Origin of the sequence: Halogeometricum sp. CBA1124 (assembly GCF_009741955.1) — an archaeon.
GTDB classification, from domain to species: Archaea; Halobacteriota; Halobacteria; order Halobacteriales; family Haloferacaceae; genus Halogeometricum; species Halogeometricum rufum.
Map to the genome: position 1 here is coordinate 1 of NZ_WPCD01000261.1, position 4401 is coordinate 4401.

Genomic DNA, 4401 nt, shown 5'->3' on the forward strand with positions numbered 1-4401 from the left:
GGCGTCTTCCCCCTCCTCGAACGCCTACGTCACCGACCGGAACGTGGTCGAACAGCGGTGGGCCGAACTGCTGGGACAGAAGGGCGTCGACATCCGCGAGTCCACCGGCGTCACGAAGGCGGAGTTCCGCGACTTCTCGGAGCGGTTCGACCTCGTGGTGGACGCGACGGGTCAACCGTCGATGGCGAGTAAGGTGGACGGCACGACGGGCGAGTACGCCGGGCGGATGACCGCGCTGAACGCCGAGGTGGCGGGGGACTTCTCGGCGCTGTATCCGAACTCGCGCATCCTCTTCGAGAACTACCTCGGGTACGCGTGGGCGTTCCCCAAGTCGGAGTCGCGCGCGAACGTCGGCATCGGGTGGGCGCAGGACAACCTCCCCGACGACTACTACCAGTCGTTCGTCGCGGCGTGCGAGCGCAACGGCTGGCCGGTCCCGGACCGGTCGGCGACGAACGTCTACACCATCCCGCGCGGGCCGAGTCTCGACCCCGAGCGAACGTGGGACGCCGAGCGACGCGTCGCCCGCGTCGCGACGCCGCCGGCGTCGCCAACCGCTTCACGGGAAAGGGTATCTCGCAGGCCGTCGAGTCCTCGTACCTCCTCGCGGAACTCGCCGCGGCGGACCGCCTCGACGACTACCCCGACGAACTGTACGGCCGGATGAAGAACGAGTATCGCCTCGCGTACATCGTCCGCGGCGCGTTGGAGGACGGCCGCCCGGACATCCTCGGCGGCGTGATGGACGCCGTCTCCGGCATCGACGTGGAGGCGGTGGACCGAGAGCCGAAGCACGCGTTCTCCCGCCTCGTTCGCCACCCCATCCTTCTCGCCAAACTCGCCGCGAACCCGACGATGCTCTCGCGCCTCCTCGACGCCTACACCGACGACTGGGAGTTCAGAGCGGCCAGCGCCTGAGTCGAGCGGAGCGGTCGGCGGGCGTCGGGACGGAGGCGAACCGTCGGTCAGCCGAGCTATCCGCCCGTCGTCGAGACCCGGTTGCCGACGCAGAGACGACGAGGCGTCGCGCGAAGCGACCGCCGGCGTCACCTCGCAGTCGGGACTCGGCGACGTGGAAACCTCTGCGGCCTGCGACAGTCCGCTCCCCTCGACTGTCGCGGCTGGTTTTTCCGCTTTCGTCGCCTATCGTTCGTATGACTCTACCAGCGAAACTCGGCCGCGAGAGGTGTGACCGCCGTGGCTGAGAGCGTCGACCGCGTCCTGTACGTCGGACGGGACCGAGAGTACTACACCGACCTCACCTCGGTGCTGGAGCGCACGCTCTCGGGGTTCGCCGTCACGCTCGCGTCAGACCGGGACCAGGCCGTCGAGTTCCTGTCCCGGGAGTCCATCGACTGCGTCGTCACCGAGACGACGGTGGCGGGCGGGTGGCGGTCGTTCGTCGAAGCCCTCCGGAACCGGACGCCCGAGGTTCCCGTACTCCTCGCGGTCGACGGCGACGAAGACTGCGCGGCGGCGGCGATACGCGCAGGCGTCGACGCCGTCGTCGACCGGCGCGAGAACCCGACGGAACGCCTCGCGGTCGGCGTCAAGCGGGGAATCGAGCGATACCACCGACTCGTCGAGGAACGGGCTGAGACCGACTGGTACGAGTCGTTGCTCGACGGCATCGGCGACTTCGCGGTGGTCGTCGGCCCCGACAGCGCGGTGAAGTACGTGAGCCCGTCCATCGAACGCGTCACGGGCTACACCCCGGCCGACGTCGAGGCCATGGGGCCGTTCGGATACGTCCACCCCGACGACCAACCGGACGTCATCGAGGCGTTCTACGAGACGATGACCGAACCGGCGGGGGCGACGGCGAAGGTGGAAATCCGTGCGCAGCAGGCCGACGGGACCTGGCGAATCCACGAGGGCGTCGGCGTCAACCACCTCGGCGAGGACCCCCTCGACGGCCTCGTCATCACCGTCCGAGACATCACCGACCCGGCGCGACCGAAGTCCCGCCTCGACGAACACCTCGACCGCGTGACGGACGCCTTCTTCGCACTCGACGACGACCTCCGGTTCACCTACGTCAACGAGACGGCGGCGGCCCTCCTCAGCGCGGACGAGGGGTCGCTCGTGGGGGAACCGTTCGGCGTCGTCTTCGACGAGTCGGCCGACGCCGCCGCGTTCGAGACGAACTTCCGTCGCGCCGTCGCCTCGGAGCGGACCGTCGAGTTCGAGGCCGACTTCCCGCCCACCGGCATCTCGACGGCGGTGCGGGCGTACCCCTCTGAGACGGGGCTGTCCGTCTACCTGAGAGACGTCACCGAGCAGAAGGCGCGCGAACGGGAGCGAGAACTCACGGAGCGGCGGTTCCGAGCCGTGTTCGAGGGGGCGCTCGACGCCATGGTCATTCTCGACGACGAGGCCCGGTACGTCGACGCGAACGAGGCGGCCTGTGAACTCTACGGGCTGGACCGGTCGGCGTTGCTCGGTCGGTCCGTCGACGAGTTCGTCCCGCCCTCCGTCGACGTCGACGCACTCTGGCAGCAGGTCGTCGCCGGGGAGCGAGCGCGCGGGACGATTCCGGTCGTCCGCCCCGACGGGACCAGACGGACGGCCGAGTACGTCGCCACGCCGAACGTCCAACCGGGTCGACATCTCTCCGTCATGCGAGACATCACGGAGCGCGAACGGCGGGAACGGGAACTCGAACGCTACGAGAGTCTGGTTGAGACGGTCTCCGACGGCGTGTTCACGGTCGACGCCGACGGCTACCTCACGTTCGTCAACGAGGCGCTGGTCGACCTCACCGGCTACCGGCGGGACGAACTCGTCGGCGAGCACGTCTCGCTGCTGGTCGACGAGTCGACCTTCGAACGGGGCAGGGAACTCGACGAACGCCTGCGCGACGGCGACCTGACGGAGGGCATCATCGAGGCCCGGGTCCAGCGTGCCGACGGCGAGCGGATACAGACGGAGACGCGGTTCGCACTGCTCCCGGCCGACGCGGGGGTGGGCGAACGGGTGGGCGTCGTTCGGGACGTGAGCGAACAGCGGCGTCGGAAGGAGCAACTCGAGGCGCTCAACCGTCTGAACAGCGTCATCCGCGAGATAAACCGGATGCTCGCGCAGACCGGTTCGCGGGAGGAACTGGAAACGCTCGTCTGCGAGCGGTTGACCGAGTCAGACACGTACGCGCTGGCCTGGGTCGGCGACGTCGACCGGAGCGCCGGGACGGTCTCACCGCGCGCGTGGGCCGGGAGCGACGAGGTGACCGCCGACCTGGTCGCCGAACTCGCCGAACGGCAGAGCGACGGAGACGCGCCGGGAGCGGTGATGGAGGCGACGTCGTCCCGGTCCGTGCAGGTCGTCTCGGATCTGAGGACCGTCGACGCTCCCTGGAGCGCCCTCGCGGTGGCCCACGGCTACCGGACCGCCATCGCAATCCCGTTCGTGTACGACGGCGTCGAGTACGGCGTCCTGTCGGTGTACTCGCGACAGACGGACGCGTTCGACGAGGAACACCGCGAGATCATCGCGCAGTTGCGGGACGTCGTCGGCCACGCGCTCAACGCCATCGAGCGCGAGGCGACGCTCCTGAGCGATCGGGTCGTCGAGTTCAAACTCCGCTCCCGACGGATCGCCGCGCCCTTCGGTGAGTTGGCGACCGCTCGGAACCGGACGACGATAGCGGGCGCGTCCCGACCGGCGGCGACACCGCCATCCTCTACCTGACCGTAACCGACGGCGACGCCGACGAGTTCGAGTCGGCCCTCGCGAACGCTCCGTCGATTCGGGACTACCGGGTCGTTCGCCACCGGGACGACGAGACGCTGTTCGAGGTCCGGACGTCGGACGTGGCGTTGCTCTCGAACCTCGCGAGTTACGGCGCGTACGTCCGTCACGCGACGCTCGCTGACGGGGCGCTCACGGTCGTCGCCGAACTGTCGCCGACGCACGACGTGCGAGCGGTCTACGAGGCTATCCGTGCGGACCATCCAGACCTCGAGTTCGTCTCTCGGCAGGTCACGACCCACGAGGGGCGGACGGACGTCGACCTCAAGGGGGTCATCGAGTCGCGGTTGACGACCCAGCAGGCGAGAGCGCTCGAGACGGCGTACTACGCCGGGTTCTTCGAGTGGCCCCGGGACAGCACGGGCGAGGAGGTCGCGGCCTCGCTCGAAATCGCGCCGTCGACGTTCCACAAGCACCTCCGCCTCGGGGAACACAAGGTGATGGAGGCGGTCTTCGAGGACTGAGCGACGTATAAGAATTCCTTATCTAATCGTTATTACCGGAGGCTCATTACCAGCACTCGCGTAGCAACGTCTCGATGGGAACAAATTCACCGCAGGTCGACGGCGTCGACCCCGCCCGCGACCCCGTACGACGTTGCTACCGGGATTGTGGAATCGTGGAGCGGTGATACCGACAGCTACCGTGACCAGT

At 68.5% G+C, this 4401-nt stretch carries 4 protein-coding genes; all 4 read left to right on the top strand.

Going from position 1 to position 4401, the window contains the following annotated elements; all coding sequences use genetic code 11:
* The coding region (locus tag GJ632_RS19870; protein WP_394351840.1) for an NAD(P)/FAD-dependent oxidoreductase at window positions 1-667 on the top strand (667 nt) is incomplete at its 5' end.
* A complete protein-coding gene (locus tag GJ632_RS24360; protein ID WP_231751705.1) occupies window positions 664-918 on the top strand; it encodes a hypothetical protein in 255 nt (84 codons plus the stop codon). The genes GJ632_RS19870 and GJ632_RS24360, both read left to right, overlap by 4 nt.
* 279 nt (window positions 919-1197) lie before the next feature.
* Window positions 1198-3687 carry a PAS domain S-box protein gene (locus tag GJ632_RS19875; RefSeq protein ID WP_197428111.1) on the top strand — a complete coding sequence of 830 codons (2490 nt, stop codon included), beginning with the start codon at window positions 1198-1200 and terminating at the stop codon, window positions 3685-3687.
* A complete protein-coding gene (locus GJ632_RS19880; RefSeq protein WP_231751707.1) occupies window positions 3684-4211 on the top strand; it encodes a bacterio-opsin activator domain-containing protein in 528 nt (175 codons plus the stop codon). The genes GJ632_RS19875 and GJ632_RS19880 overlap by 4 nt, the downstream gene beginning before the upstream one ends.
* The last annotated feature ends 190 nt before the right edge of the window (window positions 4212-4401 follow it).